Origin of the sequence: Paenibacillus naphthalenovorans, from assembly GCF_900099895.1 — a bacterium.
GTDB lineage: Bacteria > Bacillota > Bacilli > Paenibacillales > NBRC-103111 > Paenibacillus_G > Paenibacillus_G naphthalenovorans.
Genome location: NZ_FNDY01000003.1, coordinates 248,470 through 267,714 on the forward strand (window position 1 = coordinate 248,470; position 19,245 = coordinate 267,714).

The window sequence follows — 19,245 nt, forward strand, 5'->3', positions numbered from 1 at the left end:
AGGTTCATTCCTAAATCCTACTAGACAGATGTGGTGAAACGCTTTGAAGTTCATTTATTTGGATCACGCCGCTACGACACCCGTACATCCGGAAGTCGTGGAGGCGATGATTCCCTATCTATCTGAAATGTACGGCAATGCCTCCAGCACGCACGCGGCAGGACGGCAGGCGCGTACGGCGCTGAATGCGGCAAGGGATCGCATTGCCGCATTCGTTGGCTGCTCTCCTTCCGAACTGGTGTTCACCGGAAGCGGGACAGAGAGCGACAACATGGCATTGTTCGGTGCGGCAGAAGCGTACCGGTCCCGCGGCAAGCATATCATTACGACAAGCATAGAGCATCACGCGGTTCTTCATGCTTGTGAGCGGCTGGAGCAGCTTGGCTATGAGGTCACCTACCTCCCGGTTGACCGTTTCGGTCAGGTTTCCTTAGCGGATGTAGAAGAAGCCATCCGTCCGGATACCATCTTGATCAGCGTCATGTATGGCAACAACGAAACCGGGACACTGCAGCCTGTTGAAGCGATCGGGCGCCTGGCAAGAGAACGGGGGATATGCTTTCATGTCGATGCCGTTCAAGCATTGGCGCATATTCCGATGGATCTGAGCCGACTGCCGGTCGATCTCATGAGTTTTTCCGCGCACAAGCTGAACGGTCCCAAAGGGATTGGTGCTTTATATATATCAAAAACAACTAAGATTTCGCCGCTTTTGTATGGCGGTTCGCAAGAACGCAAGCGCCGGGCGGGAACGGAGAATACGGCAGGCATCGTCGGCTTCGCGAAGGCTGTAGAAATCATGCAAAAAAACAGGTATGAATTGAAACAAAAGATGGAAAAACTACGTCAAGGAATGGTGAAGGAGTTAGAAAGGCGTCTGGCTGCCGATGCTTTTGTTATCAATGGCCATCCGACGGAGGTGCTCCCGCATATTTTGAATGTCAGCTTCCCGGGGATTTCAACGGAAACGATGCTGATGAATCTCGATTTGGCGGGCGTGGCTGCGGCAAGCGGGTCGGCCTGCACCTCGGGTTCATTGGAAGTCTCCCACGTGCTAAAAGCGATGAAGCTTCCGGAGGCAGTGACGGCATCGGCCATTCGTTTCAGCTTCGGCGCCGACAACACTGAGCAGCAAATTGCAGAAGTTGCGGGTATCCTTGAAACCATTGTCAGCCGTTTGCGTACTATTCGTTAAGCAAATGTTTAAAAATCTCAAGGAGGCAAACCTTGTGAAGAAAGCGCGGGATGTCATCGGTTTGCCGATCATTTGCGTTGAAACTGGTAAGCAGGTAGGCCATACGAAGGATCTCCTTATGGATGAGGGATGGCAGGTGGAGGCGCTACTTTTGGAGGCCAGGCATTGGTTTTCCGACATGACTTGTATTGCTTCGGCAGACGTCGTTGCGCTTGGCGACGATGCCGTCACCATCAGGTCGGAAGAAGCGGTTCGTTCCATTGAGGCCGACAAAGTTTTTCGGACCTTGCTATTCGGCGATTCCAAACTCAAGGGCCTTCCGGTCATTACCGTAAACGGACAGCAGCTTGGAATGGTAGAAGATGTTTATTTGGAACCGGTTGTGGGTATAAAGGTAATAGGTTATGAATTGACCGAAGGTTTCATTTCTGATTTAAAGGAAGGGCGCAGATGGCTGCCTATGCCGGATTCGGTTAAGATCGGTAAGGATGCTTTAATTGTTCCCGTACAAGCAAGCGATACGTTGGAGGAAATCTTCGTACCAAAAGAAGAATAGGGTGATTGTATGCTACGTTGTCCAAATTGCAATTCCAAGGATATTGGAAAAATCGGTTCGCACCAGTTTTACTGCTGGGGCTGCTTTATCGAATTAACCGTGAACGGAGAGAAAATGTCTGTCTTTCAAGTGGAAGAGGACGGGACTTTGAGCTCCTTGGACGATTTGTTCTTTGAGGAAGAAATAGCGCAAGTACATGCCAATTAACAAAGTCGTTGGGGTCGCCGGACCCATCCGATGAACACCGTTGCCGGGAAGCCTTAGGTTTCTTGGGGGAACGGTGTTTTTGTCTTGTCCGTAGGCTGCTTTTTATGTATTGTATTCGCCGGAAGCTCAACTATGCTAATTTTCGCGGGAAATGGCAGAACAGGGTTAAGACCGTCAGCTTGTACATATACTGTAAAGGGTGGTTTTACCCTGTTAAGCTTACAAGGTGGTGGAGGAGTCTATGGAACAGTTTCCGAAGCATCGGGTGTTCATCGGGATGATCTATACGCTGCTCGGGCTTGCCATATTGTTCATGCTGCTTCAGCTTCGTCCGATCATCGTGGGCATTTATTTATTTTTGCGCGAAATCCTGACGCCGTTTATCATTGCATTGATTATTTCGTATGTGCTCAATCCTGTGGTTTCGCTGCTTGGGGCCCGCAAGGTACCGCGTACGGTCGCTGTGCTTACGATCTATGCGGTGTTTATCATTTCCGCTACGGTAGTGCTGATGAATGTCATTCCTATGCTGGTCAAACAGCTTGCCGAGCTGAACCAGCATATGCCGGATGTGGCGTTTAAAGCACAAAGTGTCGTGGACAATTTCAACGGTCTTAAATTTTTGCCGGACAGTGTGCGGGAGGGCATCAATCAGTCGCTGGCCAAGCTGGAAAACAGCATTTCGCTTGCGATCGCCGGTTATTTGGGCGGGATCGGGAGCACCATCAATACGATGTTTCTTGTTTTAATCATTCCGTTTGTGGCCTTCTATATTTTAAAAGATCTGCAGCTCATTGAGAAAACGACACTGGCGATCGTCCCTAAAGCCCATCGCAAAGAAATTGTTTCGATGCTGGTGGACATTGATACGGCGCTGGGAAATTACATCCGCGGACAATTTACCGTATGCATGATCGTCGGACTTCTGGCGTATATCGGTTACTGGTTGATTGGACTCCCTTATGCATTGCTGCTGGCATGCGTGGTTGCGGTGTTTAATATTATCCCTTATTTGGGGCCGTTTCTGGGCGCAGCCCCGGCGCTAATCGTGGCATCCACGATATCATGGAAAATGCTGCTGCTGGTCATCCTGGTAAATACGATCTGTCAAATCCTCGAGGGCAATGTCATTTCGCCGCAAGTCGTTGGCCGCTCTCTCAACATGCATCCGCTGTTCATTATTTTCGCACTGCTGGTGGGCGGAGAAGTTGCAGGGATTGCAGGGTTGATCCTGGCTGTTCCGTTCTTCGCGGTGATGAAGGTGATTCTTCAGCACGTATTTCTGTACTTCATTCATCGCAAAACCGTCTAACCCTTTTTAGGCGGTTTCATTCTTGTCAGAAAGTGAGGTTAGGCGTATAATGTTCCATGATAACGGCTCAACGTCGATACATAGCTGGCGTACAGAGAAGGAGCTCATAGCGTGGGGCTTTTTTTCGTTTTTAAGTAATATACGTCTTACAAACAAAGCTCTGGAAGGGGTTACATTTCATGAGTCAGCAAGCGATCACTGCACTCGGATTATTTCTAATTTCTTATGCTTTTATCATTTCCGAGAAAATTCACCGTACCATCGTTGCCATGATCGGTGCCATTTTCGTAGTGGGACTTGGCATTCTGGATCAGGAGACGGCATTTCAACATATCGATTTGAATACGATCGGCCTTTTGATCGGGATGATGATTATTGTAGCAATTACGGCGAAGACGGGAGTGTTCAAATACGTGGCGGTATGGGCGGCCAAAAAAGCAGGCGGCTATCCGGTCCGCATTTTGGTTGTCCTCGGTGCCGTTACGGCGTTCTGTTCGGCATTTTTGGATAATGTCACTACGGTCCTCCTGATCGTTCCCGTCACGCTCAGCATTACACGGCGGCTGCAGGTGGACCCGATTCCTTTTTTCATCTCGCAAATTATGGCCAGCAACATCGGCGGTACGGCTACCTTGATCGGAGATCCCCCGAATATTATGATCGGCAGCGCTGTGAAGGAACTGACCTTCAATGCCTTTATTGTCCATTTGACGCCGGTCGTCATCGTCATCATGGCAGTCATTCTGCCTATATTCGCACTGCTGTACAGGAAATCGATCCAAACGACCGAAGAACTTCGTTTGAGTATCATGGAGCTTGATGAAAAGGCGGAGATCCAGGATCCTGTGCTTCTGAAAAAATGCCTGACGGTTCTCGCGCTGACGATTTTGGGTTTCTTTCTTCATCAGATCGTTCATATCGAGTCCGCCACTGTAGCGCTGGCCGGTGCCTTTCTGCTTCTGCTGCTGACAGGTGAACGTTACCTGGAGGAGGCGTTCCATCATGTGGAGTGGACAACCATCTTTTTCTTTATCGGGCTCTTCGTACTCGTAGGGGCATTGGTCGAAACGCAAATCATCGCTTCTCTGGCGGAATATGCCGTCGGGATTACAGACGGTGATCCTGCACGCTCGGCGATTCTGATCCTGTGGCTTAGTGCACTGGCTTCGTCGTTTATGGATAACATTCCGTTTGTGGCCACGATGATTCCCTTGATCCAGGAGATGGGAGCCATGGGAGTGGGCAACGTCGAACCTCTGTGGTGGAGCCTGGCGCTTGGCGCCTGCCTCGGGGGCAACGGCACGATAATCGGGGCCAGCGCCAACCTGATTGTAGCCGGGATTTCAGCGAGGGAAGGACATCCGATGACGTTCATGGGCTACCTGAAAGTGGCCTTCCCGCTCATGCTGGTGACCGTCGTGATTGCCAATATATATATCTATGTGAGATATTTAATGTAAACCGTTCCTGGAAGGCTGGGTGAGATATGCTGCAGTATGAATACGATAAAGAGCTGCTGACGATAGAAGAGCACATCAACGGGCCGGATGTGGAATTCCGGATGAAGCTGCACCGGCCCGACGTCGGGGTGGAGATAGCCGTCAAACAAATACGGGCCTTTTTCGATGATAATGATATCTACACCGACGTCCTGTTTTATGCACATCATAATGAAGAGTACCAATGGATTGTCAGAAAGGATTTCTATGTGGATTTTGTTATCCATATGTTTAAGCATCGGCTGGTAACCTGGGTCGCCTGGGCAGAGTAAAGTAACGAAGCTTTGTTGGGCTGCAGCGGATGTTGACAGCGCTGCTTGGGATCAGTATAATTTTGGTTTGAATAGGTCAATTTGATTATACAAGAAAGCGTCGAAGAAATTCAGTAGGTCATAGGCCCATTAGCCAGAGAGAAGGCTTTGGAGCGGCCCGTTCTTGCGCAAGGCGTTGAGCGATCGTTCCAGCTGTGAAAGCCTTTCTGATGAAGGATGACCGAACGCTCATTTCAGAGTGCGGATAAACTCCGCCGGTTGGACCCGTTAACGTCCGTTCAGAGGAGATTGTGCAGACGCCGCCTAGCTGCAAGCCGCACAATAACCAGGGTGGTACCGCGAGCAAATCGTCCCTGTTTATCAGGGGCGTTTTTTTGTTTTAAAATCAAGGTTGATGGAGGAACAACATCTCATGAAAGCAAGTGAAATCCGCTCCAAGTGGTTGGAGTTTTTTGAAAGCAAAGGACATAAAATCGAGCCTAGTGCGCCGCTTGTACCGCATAACGACCCGTCGCTGCTGTGGATTAACGCCGGAATGGCTCCGTTGAAGCCTTATTTCGACGGCCGCATCGTGCCGGACAATCCGCGGATCGCCAACTCGCAAAAATGCATTCGCACCAACGATATTGAGAACGTAGGCAAAACGCGCCGTCACCATACGTTCTTCGAGATGCTCGGGAATTTCTCGATCGGAGATTATTTCAAAGAGGAAGCTATCACCTGGGCATGGGAGTTTCTCACCAGTCCCCAGTGGATCGGCTTCGACCCTGACCGGCTGTCCGTCACCGTCTACCCCGAGGATACGGAAGCGTTCGAGCTTTGGAACAAAAAAATCGGTCTTCCGGAGGAGCGCATCTACAAGCTGCAGGATAACTTCTGGGATATCGGCGAAGGCCCTTGCGGTCCTTGTACGGAGATCTTCTATGACCGCGGCGATGACTACGGCGATTTGAATGATCCGGAATGCTGGCCTGGCGGTGAGAACGAACGCTTCCTTGAAGTGTGGAATCTGGTGTTCTCCCAGTTTAACCACAATAAAGACGGCAGCTATACGCCGCTTCCGAGCAAGAACATTGATACGGGAGCAGGACTGGAGCGCTTTGCATCCATTTTGCAGGACGTTGATTCCAATTTTGATACCGACCTGTTCCAGCCGATCATTCAGCAAACGTGCAAGCTGGCGGGCGTAACTTATAAGCAGAATGAAGAAACCGACGTTGCGCTGAAGGTCATTGCCGATCATATTCGCACGGTGGTGTTCTCCGTAGGAGACGGCGTGCTGCCGTCCAACGAGGGCCGCGGTTATGTCATCCGCCGCTTGCTTCGCCGCGCGGTTCGCTACGGCAAGGTGCTTGGTCTGGACAAACCGTTCCTGTACACGCTCACGCCGGTAGTCGGCGAGATCATGGGCGTTTATTACCCGGAAGTTGTAGAAAAACGCGAGTTCATTGAAAAAGTGATCCGGACCGAAGAGGAGCGCTTCCATGAGACATTGTCCGACGGATTGGCCATCCTTGCGGAAATGGTAGACAAAGCGCGTAAAGCAGGAAGTTCCGAAATCAGCGGACCCGATGCGTTCAAACTGTACGATACCTACGGCTTCCCGTTTGACCTGACCGAGGATTTCGCTTCCGAGCAAGGGATGACTGTCGATCGCGACGGCTTTGATCAAGCGATGCAGGAGCAGCGCGACCGTGCCCGTGCGGCCCGTCAAGATGCGGACAGCATGAAGGTACAGGGAGGTCCTTTGGCCGACTACACGGTTAAAAGCGAGTTTGTTGGTTATACTGATCTGGTAACAGCGGCTAAAGTGCTGGCGATCGTTCATGAGAATCGGTTTGTCGATTTGGTAGGGACCGGGGAGACGTGTCAGGTGATCCTTGATAAGACGCCGTTCTATGCCGAAAGCGGGGGGCAGGTCAGCGACCACGGTTATATCACCGCCGGAGATACAGTGCTCAAAGTAGAGGATGTCGGCAAGGCTCCGCATGGTCAGCATGTGCATACGGTCGTAGTGGAATCGGGCGTGCTGCGCAAAGGCGATCAGGTGCAGGCGACCGTAACCCAGGAAGTGCGCGAAGATATTATCAAAAATCACACGGCGACGCATCTGCTGCATAAGGCCCTGAAAGAAGTGCTCGGCGATCACGTCAACCAGGCGGGTTCTCTCGTGGCGCCAGAACGTCTGCGCTTTGACTTCTCTCATTTTGGCAGCATTTCGGCAGAGGAGCTTCAGGATATTGAGCGGCGCGTCAATGCGCAAATCTGGAGAAGCATGGATGTCGACATTTCCTTAAAGCCGATAGCGGAAGCCAAAGCCATGGGAGCCATGGCCTTGTTCGGTGAAAAATACGGCGATATCGTCCGTGTGGTGCGCGTAGGCGGTTACAGCCTTGAGCTGTGCGGAGGCTGCCATGTTCAAAATACAAGCCAAATCGGGCTGTTCAAGATTGTCGGCGAATCCGGTATCGGTTCGGGCGTGCGCCGAATTGAAGCGGTGACGGGTCGCGCCGCTTATGAATATTTGGACGGCCAACTGCAGTTCCTCAGAGACGCCGCGGGGCTGCTGAAGTCCAACATTGCAGACGTGCCTAAACGGATCAACGCATTGCTTGCACAGCTGAAAGAGATATCCCGTGAGAACGAATCGCTGAAAGCGAAGCTGAGCGGTATTGAAGCGGGATCCCTGACAGAACGGGTGAAGCAGGTGAACGGCGTGGCTGTTCTTGCTGCGGAAGTATCGGCAGGCGATATGGAGACGCTTCGGAACATCGTGGATCAGATGAAAAGCAAATTGGGCTCAGCCATCATCGTGCTTGGAGCTGCGGCAGACGGCAAGGTGAATCTTGCAGCCGCGGTTACGCCGGATTTGGTATCCAAAGGCTATCATGCTGGCAAGCTGATTAAAGAAGTGGCTGCACGCTGCGGAGGCAGCGGAGGCGGGAGACCGGATATGGCTCAAGCCGGCGGTAAAGATCCGTCGAAGCTGAAGGAAGCGATCCAAAGCGTTGAGAAGCTCTTAGAATTAAAATAATTTTGTTTGTCAAGAGGAATATTTAGGCAAATGGCGAATATGTGGAATATGTGGGTTATGATGAATACAGGGGGGTGCTTTTCCAGATGAGTTCAATGGATAAAACGATGAAATATAACGTCAAGGCGGAAGAGATCGAGACATCACCCAAAGAGGTCATTTTAACGGTGTTTGACGCGCTTCAGGAAAAAGGCTACAACCCGATCAACCAAATCGTCGGTTATCTGCTTTCCGGCGATCCGGCCTATATCCCACGTCACAACAATGCAAGGAGCATCATCCGCAAGCGGGAGAGAGATGAACTGATCGAGGAGCTCGTTCGTTCTTATCTCCAACAGTATAAATCTTAAGGTGCAGACAGGCCGATTGGAGCAGCTATGCGTTACATGGGATTAGATTACGGTGACAAGACGATCGGTGTCGCTGTCAGTGATGAGCTCGGCTGGACGGCACAAGGGCTTGAGGTGATCCGCCGAACGACGGCACAGCGGGATATGGACCGTATCAAAGCGTTGGTTCAGCAGTACGGGGTAACGGAAGTTGTGGTCGGGCTTCCGAAAAATATGAACAACACGATCGGACCCCGTGGGGAAATTTGCATCGCATTTTCTAAAGAACTGCATGAAACCCTACAAATGCCGGTGCATTTGTGGGACGAACGGCTGACGACGGCTGCGGCGCAGCGAACGCTGCTGGAGGCGGACGTCAGCCGCAAGAAACGGAAACAGGTCGTTGACAAGATGGCTGCTGCACTCATTTTGCAAGGATTCATGGATTCCCAATCTTACTCGAAGAGGTGATGGACTGTGTCCCAGAAGGATCAAGGTTCCAATCAGGAACAAGTGCTTGAAGAGCCGGAAATTATTTATATTCCCGATGATGAAGGCAATGAAGAAGAATTTGAAGTGATCATGAAATTTGAAGTGGACGGCTCGGACAATAAGTACATGATGGTTGTTCCTGTCGATGCCGATGAGGAATCCGACGAAGTGTATGCGTTCCGTTATGAAGAAGACGGCGACGACCTGCAGCTGTATACGATTGAAGATGAAGACGAATGGAATATCGTGGAGGAAACCTTCAATACGCTGATGGACGAATTCGACGAAGATGAGGAAGAGTCCAAGTAATCTGCGAAAGGAGGCCTTCATTTGAACCGCATGTCGGAAGCCGAACCTACACGTCAGTTGCGGGAAGTCTACGGAAATGATATTATTTTGTATGACGAGCATCAGGAATCCGTTGTTTACCGCATCGTCTCCGAGCTGATCGTAAACGGTCAGGCCTATGCTATGCTGGAAAAAGCGAAGCCAGGCAAGGATGACGAGCCGGAAGTGTACCGCGTATCACGCAAGGACGATGGAGAACTGGAGCTCGAAACGATCGAAGACGACGATGAATGGGAGAATATCTCCGAGCTCTTCGACGAATGGACTTTTCCGGCTGACGAACAGTTGTAAGCATACAACTTTTTACCTAATGCGTTGCCTGGAGCGGAGATAATCCGCTCTTTTTCGTTTGTTTTGCCGGGCTTGAAGAAGGGGCGGGATAGCATCATTGTGGAGAGAAGAAGGTCGATGAAACGTATCGTCTTATCGGGACTGATTATTATTATATTCCTGATGGCCGGGGCCGGAGCCGGTCTTGCTTTATATGTGGTGAAAGCGTTGGAGCCCATGCCGCCATCGGCGGAAGCGCAGCGGATTTCTTTCCCTCCGGGAACCGGAGTGGCGCAGCTGGCTCTGGAGCTCGAACAAAAGGGGATCGTGCGCAATGCCCGCATTTTTACATGGTACCTGAAGTATAAGCGGGAGGGCGCACGCTTCCAGGCGGGAGAATACGACATGACGCCGGGGATCTCGCCGGATGAGATTATCGGTCAGCTGAATCGGGGAGAGACGGTCAAGGAAGCGGGACTGCGGCTTACCGTTCCCGAGGGTTTTACGCTGCGGCAGATCGCCGAGAAGCTGGAGGCGGAACACGGAATGGACAGCACGGCCTTCCTCCAGGCGGCGCAAAGCTATAAAGCTGCGGAAGGAACGGTTGGAGCGTCTATTCCGGAGGATGCATCCATCCGTTATCGCCTTGAGGGATATCTGTTTCCCGAGACGTATGAATGGAAGAAGGACGCCGATGCGAATGAGATGATCGCCTCGATGATGCAGGAGCTCGACAAACGGCTCGCCCAGCTGCCGCAGGACTGGAAAGAAGTCATGGCGCAGCGAAATTTGACGTTCCATCAGATGCTGACCATCGCATCGCTGATTGAAAGGGAAGTGGTGGTGGACGAAGAGCGGCCTATTGTCAGCGGAATTATTCATAACCGTCTAAAGCAAGGCATGCCGCTGCAAATTGACGCCACGGTTCAATATTTATTCGATAAACAAAGGGAACGGCTGCTTTTCCAGGATTTGCTTATCGAAAGCCCGTACAACACGTATTTGAATAAGGGGCTTCCGCCAGGCCCGATTGCAAGCCCGAGTCTTGCTTCCATTCAGGCGGCCATTTATCCGGCAGAGACCAATTATTTGTTTTATGTGACCAAGAAGGACGGGACCAGGAGGCATTTGTTCGCCGAAACGTTCGAGCAGCATAATAAAAATATTGCCGAGAGCAACAAGACGGGCAATCCGTGATTCTAGATAAAGCAGGTGAGGCTGAAGATGAAGAAACCCGAGCTTTTGATCTCCGCAGGCTCCGCCGAAGAGGCTCAGCGCTACATTAAAGCCGGAGCGGACGCCGTGGTTGTCGGCGAGCACAAGTTTGGCATACGGCTCCCGGGAGAAGTGACAACGGAGGAGCTTCGCAGGCTTGTTCCCTGGGCTCACGGGCATGGGGCTAAAGTGTATGTCGCGGTAAATAATATTATGGATAATGGTGTGCTTCCCGATTTGGAGGCTTATTTGAGCAAGCTGCAAGAGATCGGGCCCGATGCGCTTGTCTTCGGCGATCCGGCTGTGTTAATGGCTGTCCGCAGCGCCGCACCCGGGATGCCGCTGCATTGGAACGCGGAGATGACATCTACGAATTATGCCACCGCCCGGTACTGGGGACGTAAGGGCGCCGTACGGATGGTGCTGGCCCGCGAACTGAACCTGGAGGAGACGATCGATATCAAGCGGCAGCTGGCCGATGAAATGGAAGTGCAGGTACAGGTGCACGGCATGACGAATATTTATCATTCCAAGCGGAGCCTGCTCACGATTTATAAAGAGCATCGGGGAAGGCCCGAGGAACTGCAAAAGTTGTCGCTGGGAATGGAAGAAGGGCTGTTCCTGATCGAACAGGAACGCCAGGACGAACGTTATCCGGTTTATGAGGATGAGAACGGTACGCACATTATGAGCTCGGATGATATCTGCATGCTGGATAGTCTTCACGAGCTGATGGAGGGCGAAATCGACAGCTTCAAGGTGGAGGGGCTGCTCAAATCCGCCGAGTACAATGAAACGGTGATCCGAAGCTACCGGCAAGCGATCGACGCTTATGTCGCGGCTCCGGAACGCTACGAATTCAATGAAGAGTGGCTGGACGCGATCCGCGCGCTGCATGATCCGCGGCGTGAGCTTTCTTACGGGTTTTTCTTTAAAGAGCAAGTGTATTAAATCGATCAAAAGAAATCAAAGCGAGGTGGAAATGATGACATTATTGCAGCAGGATCTGCTGGGCAAGCGCATCCGGCTCGAGAAGCCGGAGCTGCTGGCGCCGGCGGGCAGCTTGGAGAAGTTGAAATTTGCCGTCCATTACGGTGCGGATGCGGTATATATCGGCGGCCAGCAGTACGGTCTTCGTTCGAATGCGGACAACTTTACGTTCGAAGAGATGCGGGAAGGCGTCAAGTTTGCCGAAAAGTACGGGGCCAAAGTATTTGTGGCTACCAACATTTTTGCTCATAACGAGGATTTGCCTGGTCTCGAAGAATATTTAAAGGGAATCCAGGATGCCGGGGTTCACGCCATCATCGTTGCGGATCCGGTCATTATCGAAACGTGCAAACGCGTGGCGCCGCGGCTTGAGATTCATCTAAGCACGCAGCAGTCCACGATGAACCGTCAGGCCGTACAGTTCTGGAAGGAAGACGGAGTGGACCGTGTCGTATTGGCCAGGGAAGCTACGATGGAAGAGATCCTGGAGATCAAAAAACATGTGGATATCGAAATCGAGGTATTCGTGCATGGCGCGATGTGCAGCTCCTACTCGGGCCGCTGTGTGCTCTCGAACCATTTTACCGACCGGGATTCCAACCGCGGCGGGTGCTGTCAGTCGTGCCGCTGGAAGTACGATTTGTTCACGTCTCAAGAGGATGTGGAGCAGGAGATCGGCATGAAGGAGATCCCGCTGTTCCAGGAAGGAGATAACCCGTTCTCCATGAGCTCCAAGGATTTGTGTATGATCGAGCATGTGCCGGAACTGATTCGTGCGGGCGTCGACAGCTTCAAGATCGAAGGACGGATGAAGAGCGTACACTATGTGGCAACGGTAGTGAACGCTTATCGACAGGCGATTGATGCGTATTTTGCCGATCCGGAGCATTACGAGATGAAACCGGAATGGCTTTACGAGATCCAAAAAGCGGCTAACCGGCCGCTGAACACAGGCTTCTTCTATGGCGAGCCGGACCACGAAGACCATATCTTTGAGCCGGAGGACAAGGCTGCACCGTACGATTTTGTTGGCGTAGTTACGGATTACGATGCCAATACGCAAACGGCGCTCATACAGCAGCGCAACCATTTTAAACCGGGTCAAGAGGTGGAGTTTTTCGGACCCAAGGGAACGTTCTTTAAGCAGATCGTTCCCGAACTGCGTACGGAGGACGGTCAACCGATTGATGCGGCACGCCACCCGCTGCAGCTTATTCGAATGAAGGTGGACCGGCCGGTTCAACCGCTGGATCTGATGAGAAAGAAGATAGGCAAATAAACAGAAGGTATGGCATAAAAGGGGCCGTCCCAAAAGTAGCTTTTAGCTACGCAGGGACGGCCCTGTTTTCTTAACTTCTCGTTTCCATACAGAAAAAAGGTCGAGTAGGGGCTATACGTACTCTCTTACTCGACCTTTTTGGTTCATCGCCGCCCACTTTAATAAATTATGGGCAAGGGAAAGCCACCCGACCTCCAGGCTCACTTTGGGCAAGCTGCGAAGCAGGAAACGCCGGAAGTTCCGGTTGTTTTTCATTTGTCCAAACACACTCTCCGGTTCGATCATACGTCCATACGTCGAACCGACCACGCGTAGCAAGAAAAAAAGTGAGGGCAAGCCCCATAAAGTAGCCGTGATCGCTTGCGCCAACAAGTTATTACATCACGTCTACGCTATGCTAAAAAAAGGGCAACCCTACACTTTATAAAACACCAATCATAAGTAGAAACAACCATAAACTTCCATTGTATGGAGGTTTATTTGTCATGCTTAGAAAATAGTATACAAACTATTTATCTGTCAAGCAATCAAAAGTGTTGACAAACCATTAGCTGGTTTTTATTTGTAGTCTAAAAAGACTATAAATTTTTTGTTGATTTGTCCCGATATATAATAAGTCAGCTGTGTTTTTTGTCATATTCGCTGGAAAACTCTTTTATTGGATTGGGGCGATAGAACTATATTTTTTTGAATTGTGCAGGAAAAAGAAAAGGATTATGGCTAAACTTGTCGAATACCTATAAGCTGTGTTTTTACACATTCAGCTAACTATACCAAATCTAGGTGGTGGTCTCTGTGAAGAACTACTGGTCTTCACTCAAAGCCAGCCTGCAAAAAGCCGGCAAAGCATTTACAGCACAGATTCGTTTGAAATTTTCCAACAGGCGTAACCGTCAAGGGGCGCCCAATGCTTCACGTGCCATCGATGCGATAAAGGGGATCAGGTTGAATAACTTGTTCAAGTCGGTTGGAACAAAGCTGTTTATCATTTTTCTTTTGAGTATCTGGTTTTTCGTCTTGAGCGTGGGTTTCATTTCTTATTTCATTTCCAAAGACGTGATTCAAAGAAAGGTGGCCGAAGCCTCCGAACAGACGATTGTTCAAGCGGGGCAAAAGCTGGATATTCTGTACAATACATATGAAGATTTATCCATGCAAATTTTAATTGACGAAGATCTGAGGAACGTGCTGAAGGAGTTGAATCAGCTAGACAAAAACAGCTATGAATATCTCGTGCTTCGTCAAAAGCTTGGAGAAAGGCTAAACGTATATTCATATTCGAATAAAGCCATTACCTCCATACAATTAATGAATTCCGCCGGAGATCCGTTGGCAGGGTCAGGAGGCACCCTTAAAAGCGAGGGCTTGGGACAAGAAAGCTGGTTCAAATCTATCCTGGACAACAACGGAGCCGTTTCCTGGCTGGGGACCAAGCAGGGCGGATTCTCACAAAACGTCGGAGTCCCCGGTGCGGCCAGCTTCGCATTGGGACGGCTGTTGAAGGTTACCAACGATTATCATGTGGTCTTGTTGATGGAGATCAATCTGGACGTCATTGATAAAGAATTAAGCTCCATTAATATGGGCGAAGGCGGAAGAACGATTATTGCCGGTCCGAATATGGAATTGATTTATCATGCAGATCGGACGACCATCGGAAATGACAGCAATCTCGACGTTGCCAAGGAATCGTTTGAAAATGACATGGGCAGGCTGCTCAGCGACAATAAAAACATGCAACTGGTGTACTACAAATCCCAAAAGAACCATTGGCTGCTCGTGGGCGAGATGCCTGTGGACGAGCTGGTCAAAGACGCCAAAACGATATCCAATATGACTTGGCTGATGACCGCTGTCGCAGCGGTGATTGCAGTCATCATCGGTTATTTTATCGCCCAAATGATCGGAAGGCCGATCATTATGCTCCGGAACTTGATGAAACAGGGAGAGCAGGGAGATTTAAGAGTCCGGATGACGGTCAAACGGAATGATGAAATCGGCCAGCTGGGTGAAAGCTTCAATCAAATGATGGAGAAAATCACCGGACTCGTGCAGCAAACCAATCAGTCTGCGCAGGATGTGCTCAATACCGCCGGTGAATTGTCCGAGGCTTCGAAGCAGACGGCCATTTCCGCCAAGGAGATCGCCGTCGCAACGGAGGAAATAGCCAACGGGGCATCCAGCCTGGCTGCGGAATCGGAGCGGGGGAATGAATTAACCCACAACATCGGCTTGCAAATGAAAAACGTGGTGGATGCGAACATCGTTATGGGCTCATCCGCATCGGAAGTTCAGAAGTCGAGTAAACAAGGGATTGAATATATGTCCCAGTTGATCGGCAAGACGAATACGACGGAAGCGATGACCCGGGAAATGGTGGAGAAGGTAGATAACCTGAAGGACAGCACCAGCTCCATCCGAAAAATTCTGGAAATGCTGAACAGCATTACGAAGCAAACGAACATCCTGTCCTTAAATGCGACCATCGAGGCGGCCAGAGCGGGTGCGGCAGGCAAAGGATTCATGGTGGTAGCCGACGAAATCCGCAAGCTCGCGGATCAGTCCCGTCAATCGATTGCGGTTGTGGGTGAAATTACCGAGAAGATACAAAAGGAGATAGACGAAACGGTAAGCGTACTTTCCCAGGCTTATCCGATATTCCAGGAGCAGATTCAATCCGTTAAAGAGGCGGATTCCATCTTCAAGCAGGTTGATTCGCAAATGGGCGGGTTGATTGACAGGCTCTCGGAAGTGACGGAATCGATCAGCCAATTGGAATCTTCGCAAATGATATTGAATGACGCGATGACGAATGTGAGCGCTGTGGCGCAGCAATCGTCAGCGACCTCGGAGGAGGTTGCTTCCTTAAGCTCGGAACAGCTGAACATCAGCAGCAGTCTTGTGAAGCTGTCAGACAAGCTCGAAGAGCTGTCCAATTCGTTGAAGGAGTCTCTTTCCAAATTCCAGGTATAGCCTAAAGCCTTTCCCTGTAAGCGGGGGAAGGCTTTTTTTGCCGTCCATCGCCGTCAAGAAACGTTTGGAGCTCATGACAACTGAACATACTGTTACTAGATTATAGGCATTAAAGGAGATTCCGGCATGAATGACGAAACCGAGCTGAAAAAGCATCGCATGTTCCTTGCTTTACTTCTGATTGTCGGTCTTTTGGCCGTCTGGAACATCAGATTATTCTGGATTCAAGTCGTCGCCACCCGCAGCTTCACAGGCAGGGGCATCGATTTACTGGCGAACTCTGTGATTCAGCGAGAAAACGGAATAGTTCTGGACAGCGGCAGAGGAGATTTCGTTGACCGGAACGGCGATCCGCTCACCGGTAAAGAGTTGAAGGTGCTGACGGTGTTTCCTGTACGCGAGGAGGGCAGTGCGGGAGGACGGCGGGAGGAGTCGCTGAACCGGATTGCAGAATGGATGGGAATTCCGGGGAAAGAATGGAAAATATTCGTAAGCGGGCTAAAATCACCGGAAATCTGGTCCGAATCGGGCCGGCCCGTCGCGCTTACGGATTCCCAGGCAGAGCGGATTGAAGCGCTCGGATTACCGGATGTCCGAGTGATGCGCTACAAGCAGCGATATGCACAGCAGCAGCCGGCAAGTCATGTCATCGGTTTTATCGGACAAAATCCGGAGCGGATCATGGAGCAGTTTTCGGGCCAAATCCAAAAGGGAGAGCTTCAGCTCACAAGTAAAATCGGGAATGCCGGTCTGGAGAAAACGTTTGATTATTGGCTGCAAGGCATCGGAGCTACCTCGGTTTCTTTATTTACCGACGGGATGAAGCGGCCTTTACCCGGTTTGGATGTGAGAATAATATCGCCCGACAATCCCTACTACCCGCTAAAAATGGTTACGACACTGAACAAAGGCATTCAGAGCCATATTGAATTTCAGATGGAGCGGCTCGGGATTGCGGAAGGAGCGGTTGTCGTGCTGGATATTCGGAACGCGGATACGGTAGCCATGGCAAGCCGTCCTTCGTTTCATCCCGGACACGTCGATCCGACAGAAGGCCATTGGAGCAATAGAGCACTAAAAGCAACCGTCCCGGGCTCGATATTCAAAACAGTGACGGCTGCTGCCGCGTTGGAAGAAAAAGCGGTGCATCCGGACGAAACGTTTGAATGCAACGGAGAGCTTGGAAAGTATGGATTCACCTGCTGGAAAAAGGGGGGACATGGACACTTGACGCTGGAGGAAGGCTTTGCGCAATCCTGCAACATCGTTTTTGCGGAAGTTGCGAAACGTATCGGCGCGGAGAAGCTGGAGCAATATGCGCAAAAGCTCGGGTTGGGGACTCTCGTGGGCTGGTCGGGAGCGGTGCCGGGACAAGCGGACTTCAGGCAGTGGGACGGAGAAGAGAAGGGACAGGTGTATCACCTTTCGACCGATAAAAGAGATGAGGGGGCTTTAGTGCAGACGGCGATCGGGCAGCGGGACGTCCAGGTGACTCCGCTCCAGGTGGCCAATCTGGTCGTAAGCTTATATGCGCAAGGAAAGGTACTCTCGCCGCGCATCGTCCAGGAAATCCGGTTTCAGAACGATCGGCTTCATACCTCTTTCCCTCCAAGAGGGCTTGCACCGGAAGGTGCCGCTCCGATCAGCCCTGATACGGCACAGCGGCTGCTCGCTTGGATGAAAGAGGTGGTAGACCATGGTACCGGTACGGCGCTGCAGGCGGCCAAATGGCCGCTTGCAGGCAAATCGGGAACGGCTCAATTGACCTTGAAGAACGGGAAGCCGGGAGAAAATCATTGGTTCATCGGGTATGGTCCTGTGGATCAGCCCCGTTACGCCGTCGCCGTTCTGGTACAGAATGTGCCGCAAGGATACGGCAACAAGTCCGTTCCTTTGTTCAAGGAAGTCATGGACATTCTTGCTGCTCCGTAAGTCTAGTGATAAGCGGATGAGTGCAGGGAAGGGATCAGAATGGAAAAACAGGTGCCTTTTCCTACTTCGCTTGTCACGTCTATGCGGCCCTGAATGTTCTGAATGGTCCGATAAGTAACCATCATGCCGAGTCCTGTTCCCTTAACGCGCGTAGAATAATATGGCGTCCCCAGCCGCCTTACCTCGTCGGCCGTCATCCCGACGCCGTGGTCGATGATATCGATACATACGGTTTGATTCTGTACTACGCCGACGAGCTGCAGCTTGCCTCCGCCCGGCATCGAATCAATTCCGTTCCTGCACAAGCAAACGATGCACTGCATGAATTTATCCGTATTGGCGCTGATCATCAGCTGATCCTGCAAATGCGTCTCGATGGTCACTCCTTTAAGCTCGGCATACGCTTGCAGCGACTCTACTGCGGCAGCAATAACCGTCTTGGCATCGAACAGCTGCGTTGCATCGAATTGCGGCTTGGCGAATGTCAGGTAGTCGTTGATGATGGATTGGGCTTTGTCCATTTCTTCCAAAACCAGTTGGTTGTAAAATTGGCGTTTGTCTTCGGGCAAATGGCTTTGGCTCATCATCTGCACAAAACCGCGAACAACGGTCAACGGATTGCGAATTTCATGGGCGAACGATGCCGCAAGCTCGCTCAGCATGTTCATCTGATCGTTGTGCTGTATTCGTTTACGCAGATCAAGGTTTTTCTTTATCTGGCGAATGGTATACACGACAAGGATCGAAGTGACCGTGAATATTAAACAGTATAAAGAAAAAAAGATGAAGAAATGACTGCCCACAGGAACACCTTGCAGCCACTGGGTTAGCAGGGCGACAAAGGCCGATATAAGGGAGATCGCAAGTCCCAATAAGGCCCCCTTGACAGGGTGGAGCAGATTGGACGCATCGCCAAGCCTTTTTTGACAATACCACAGCAGTATCAGAATAAAGCTTAATAATATCGGAAGCGTATGCAGATCGGAGCTGTTCAAGTGCCAGCCGTACCCCATGATGACGGCGGAGACGCCCAGCGCCGGAACCGGGCCGGCATAAAAAAAGCAGACTGCCAGCGGAATCATGCGGAAGTCGTAGCGGTAGTCCGGATGCCATTCTAACGGGTACGACATACTGAATACGGCAACCAAAGCACAAATAGCGGCTGCGATCCAACGTTTGCTTCTTTCGTCTGTTCGCTGCAGCCGGTCGATCCAAAAAAGCTGGTAAAGCAGTACGGGTGTTATAATAATAAACATGTGAAGCAAAAGTTGACAGATCAGATTCAAAAAACATCACCTTTTAAGGGTTTAATCAAAAAACGTATATTCTTTCTTATTCGACA

Annotated in this window: 17 protein-coding genes and 1 pseudogene; 16 read left to right on the forward strand and 2 right to left on the reverse strand. The window is 50.8% G+C overall.

The genetic code is table 11. From position 1 onward, the window contains the following. Positions 1-43 precede the first annotated feature (43 nt). The 14 genes from BLT35_RS05090 (at position 44) to BLT35_RS05155 (ending at position 12,998) form a co-directional block, all read left to right on the forward strand. Positions 44-1,195 carry a cysteine desulfurase family protein gene (locus tag BLT35_RS05090; RefSeq protein WP_074727184.1) on the forward strand — a complete coding sequence of 384 codons (1,152 nt, stop codon included), beginning with the start codon at positions 44-46 and terminating at the stop codon, positions 1,193-1,195. A gap of 34 nt (positions 1,196-1,229) precedes the next feature. Then, entirely contained in the window at positions 1,230-1,751 is a 522-nt protein-coding gene (locus BLT35_RS05095) for a PRC-barrel domain-containing protein (protein ID WP_054819004.1), read from the forward strand. A gap of 9 nt (positions 1,752-1,760) precedes the next feature. Beyond that, positions 1,761-1,958 carry a YrzR-like zinc ribbon domain gene (locus BLT35_RS05100; RefSeq protein WP_054819003.1) on the forward strand — a complete coding sequence of 66 codons (198 nt, stop codon included), beginning with the start codon at positions 1,761-1,763 and terminating at the stop codon, positions 1,956-1,958. Positions 1,959-2,199: 241 nt separating this feature from the next. Further along, positions 2,200-3,270 (forward strand): AI-2E family transporter, encoded by a 1,071-nt coding sequence (locus BLT35_RS05105; RefSeq protein WP_062409196.1) that lies wholly within the window; start codon positions 2,200-2,202, stop codon positions 3,268-3,270. 179 nt (positions 3,271-3,449) lie between these two features. Further along, complete coding sequence (locus BLT35_RS05110) at positions 3,450-4,730, forward strand: ArsB/NhaD family transporter (protein ID WP_062409195.1); 1,281 nt, start codon at positions 3,450-3,452, stop codon at positions 4,728-4,730. A gap of 26 nt (positions 4,731-4,756) precedes the next feature. Next, on the forward strand, positions 4,757-5,041 hold the full coding sequence (locus BLT35_RS05115; protein WP_054819002.1) for a hypothetical protein: 285 nt from the start codon (positions 4,757-4,759) through the stop codon (positions 5,039-5,041). 412 nt (positions 5,042-5,453) lie between these two features. Next, on the forward strand, positions 5,454-8,075 hold the full coding sequence (gene alaS, locus BLT35_RS05120; RefSeq protein WP_074727185.1) for an alanine--tRNA ligase: 2,622 nt from the start codon (positions 5,454-5,456) through the stop codon (positions 8,073-8,075). A gap of 86 nt (positions 8,076-8,161) precedes the next feature. Then, positions 8,162-8,425, forward strand: a complete 264-nt coding sequence (locus tag BLT35_RS05125; protein ID WP_054819016.1) for an IreB family regulatory phosphoprotein — start codon at positions 8,162-8,164, stop codon at positions 8,423-8,425. 27 nt (positions 8,426-8,452) lie between these two features. Beyond that, positions 8,453-8,875: a Holliday junction resolvase RuvX gene (gene ruvX, locus BLT35_RS05130; RefSeq protein WP_054819001.1), complete on the forward strand. Its 423-nt coding sequence runs from the start codon at positions 8,453-8,455 to the stop codon at positions 8,873-8,875. Positions 8,876-8,881: 6 nt separating this feature from the next. After that, positions 8,882-9,205 carry a DUF1292 domain-containing protein gene (locus BLT35_RS05135; RefSeq protein WP_054819000.1) on the forward strand — a complete coding sequence of 108 codons (324 nt, stop codon included), beginning with the start codon at positions 8,882-8,884 and terminating at the stop codon, positions 9,203-9,205. Between the two features lie 30 nt (positions 9,206-9,235). Further along, positions 9,236-9,535: a DUF1292 domain-containing protein gene (locus BLT35_RS05140; RefSeq protein WP_373864973.1), complete on the forward strand. Its 300-nt coding sequence runs from the start codon at positions 9,236-9,238 to the stop codon at positions 9,533-9,535. Positions 9,536-9,652: 117 nt separating this feature from the next. Beyond that, on the forward strand, positions 9,653-10,711 hold the full coding sequence (mltG, locus tag BLT35_RS05145) for an endolytic transglycosylase MltG (RefSeq protein WP_082660806.1): 1,059 nt from the start codon (positions 9,653-9,655) through the stop codon (positions 10,709-10,711). A gap of 27 nt (positions 10,712-10,738) precedes the next feature. Then, positions 10,739-11,680 carry a peptidase U32 family protein gene (locus BLT35_RS05150; RefSeq protein ID WP_074727186.1) on the forward strand — a complete coding sequence of 314 codons (942 nt, stop codon included), beginning with the start codon at positions 10,739-10,741 and terminating at the stop codon, positions 11,678-11,680. Between the two features lie 34 nt (positions 11,681-11,714). Next, a complete protein-coding gene (locus tag BLT35_RS05155; protein WP_062409193.1) occupies positions 11,715-12,998 on the forward strand; it encodes a peptidase U32 family protein in 1,284 nt (427 codons plus the stop codon). A gap of 111 nt (positions 12,999-13,109) precedes the next feature. On the opposite strand, the pseudogene BLT35_RS05160 reads toward BLT35_RS05155, so the two are convergent. Beyond that, positions 13,110-13,286, reverse strand: a pseudogene (locus BLT35_RS05160) (transposase); the annotation flags it as partial. Positions 13,287-13,793: 507 nt separating this feature from the next. On the opposite strand from BLT35_RS05160, the gene BLT35_RS05165 reads away from it, so the two are divergent. Both BLT35_RS05165 and BLT35_RS05170 read left to right on the forward strand, forming a co-directional pair. Next, complete coding sequence (locus BLT35_RS05165) at positions 13,794-15,971, forward strand: methyl-accepting chemotaxis protein (protein ID WP_254777513.1); 2,178 nt, start codon at positions 13,794-13,796, stop codon at positions 15,969-15,971. A 126-nt stretch (positions 15,972-16,097) separates the two neighbouring features. Next, positions 16,098-17,903: a peptidoglycan D,D-transpeptidase FtsI family protein gene (locus BLT35_RS05170; protein WP_074727187.1), complete on the forward strand. Its 1,806-nt coding sequence runs from the start codon at positions 16,098-16,100 to the stop codon at positions 17,901-17,903. Positions 17,904-17,905: 2 nt separating this feature from the next. Here the strand turns inward: BLT35_RS05170 and BLT35_RS05175 are convergent, their stop codons facing one another. Then, a complete protein-coding gene (locus BLT35_RS05175; RefSeq protein WP_254777514.1) occupies positions 17,906-19,159 on the reverse strand; it encodes an ATP-binding protein in 1,254 nt (417 codons plus the stop codon). Positions 19,160-19,245 lie beyond the last annotated feature (86 nt).

Coding starts and splice junctions, on each gene's coding strand:
- BLT35_RS05110 (WP_062409195.1), top strand. CDS start 3,450: ATGAGTCAGCAAGCGATCACTGCACTCGGATTATTTCTAATTTCTTAT.
- ruvX (WP_054819001.1), top strand. CDS start 8,453: ATGCGTTACATGGGATTAGATTACGGTGACAAGACGATCGGTGTCGCT.
- BLT35_RS05125 (WP_054819016.1), top strand. CDS start 8,162: ATGAGTTCAATGGATAAAACGATGAAATATAACGTCAAGGCGGAAGAG.
- BLT35_RS05175 (WP_254777514.1), bottom strand. CDS start 19,159: ATGTTTATTATTATAACACCCGTACTGCTTTACCAGCTTTTTTGGATC.
- BLT35_RS05100 (WP_054819003.1), top strand. CDS start 1,761: ATGCTACGTTGTCCAAATTGCAATTCCAAGGATATTGGAAAAATCGGT.
- BLT35_RS05155 (WP_062409193.1), top strand. CDS start 11,715: ATGACATTATTGCAGCAGGATCTGCTGGGCAAGCGCATCCGGCTCGAG.
- BLT35_RS05140 (WP_373864973.1), top strand. CDS start 9,236: ATGTCGGAAGCCGAACCTACACGTCAGTTGCGGGAAGTCTACGGAAAT.
- BLT35_RS05170 (WP_074727187.1), top strand. CDS start 16,098: ATGAATGACGAAACCGAGCTGAAAAAGCATCGCATGTTCCTTGCTTTA.
- BLT35_RS05105 (WP_062409196.1), top strand. CDS start 2,200: ATGGAACAGTTTCCGAAGCATCGGGTGTTCATCGGGATGATCTATACG.
- BLT35_RS05115 (WP_054819002.1), top strand. CDS start 4,757: ATGCTGCAGTATGAATACGATAAAGAGCTGCTGACGATAGAAGAGCAC.
- BLT35_RS05150 (WP_074727186.1), top strand. CDS start 10,739: ATGAAGAAACCCGAGCTTTTGATCTCCGCAGGCTCCGCCGAAGAGGCT.
- alaS (WP_074727185.1), top strand. CDS start 5,454: ATGAAAGCAAGTGAAATCCGCTCCAAGTGGTTGGAGTTTTTTGAAAGC.
- mltG (WP_082660806.1), top strand. CDS start 9,653: ATGAAACGTATCGTCTTATCGGGACTGATTATTATTATATTCCTGATG.